General features: G+C 35.0%; 1 rRNA gene. It reads left to right on the top strand.

The features are described from left to right. Positions 1 to 901: ribosomal RNA gene (locus C1A35_RS36525) — 23S ribosomal RNA — on the top strand; the annotation flags it as partial.

The following is a 901-nucleotide window of genomic DNA, read 5'->3' as shown; positions in this document are numbered from 1 at the left end:
GTCTAACATGGATGCGAATGTGAAAGGGATTAATCCCTTAACATGGAGAGAAATCGAAACACTATGACGATCAGTAATGATTAGCAGTAGTATCTTTTTCTAATGGAAAAGATGAAGTAAACATGTTAGGACCCGAAAGATGGTGAACTAAACTTGAAGGATTTGAAGCCGAAGGAAACTTTGGTGGAAGAATCAAGAAGTGTTAACGTGCAAATTACTTTCGATATTTGAGTTTAGGGGCGAAAGACTCATCGAACCATCTAGTAGCTGGTTCCACCTGAATATTCCCTTAGGAAGGTTAAAGTGATGTAGTATTAATTGGTAAAGCTAATGATTAGTAGTAATGGGGACATATAGGTCTTCAACTTCTTCTCAAACTATGAATAATTAAATATAAGTGATTGGATTTCAATTACTTAGATAATATAATCAACACTTTAAATCGGCCAAATCTGGTAAGCAGGACTGGCGATGTGGGATGAACCAAACGTGGAGTTAACATGCCAAAAAGAGACATGACGAGTACCATAAAAGGTATTAATTTATTTTGACAATAGGACGGTGGCCATGGAAGTCGGAAACCGCTAAGAAGTGTGTAACAACTTACCTATCGAATGAATTAGTCCTGAAAATGGATGGCATTATAATTACTTATGGATACTCCACTGTTAAAATGAAGAAATTTTAACAAGTAAGGAAAAGAAATGGTATGAAGAGTACAAGTTAAGTAAAAAAGGTTAGAAGTAATTTTAACTGAAGCACTCTTTAGTACAGATCTTGGTGATAGTAGCAAATATTTAGAAGAAATATCTAAGGACTGAAGAGGAGAAGGGTTTCTTGTCAACATTACTTGAATAAGAGTTAATCGATCCTAAACAACAGATGTAAATCCAACAGAAAG

It is taken from the genome of Ensifer adhaerens (assembly GCF_002940685.1).
In the GTDB taxonomy this organism is placed as follows: domain Bacteria; phylum Pseudomonadota; class Alphaproteobacteria; order Rhizobiales; family Rhizobiaceae; genus Ensifer; species Ensifer adhaerens_E.
This window is presented reverse-complemented; position numbering and strand designations above follow the sequence as displayed.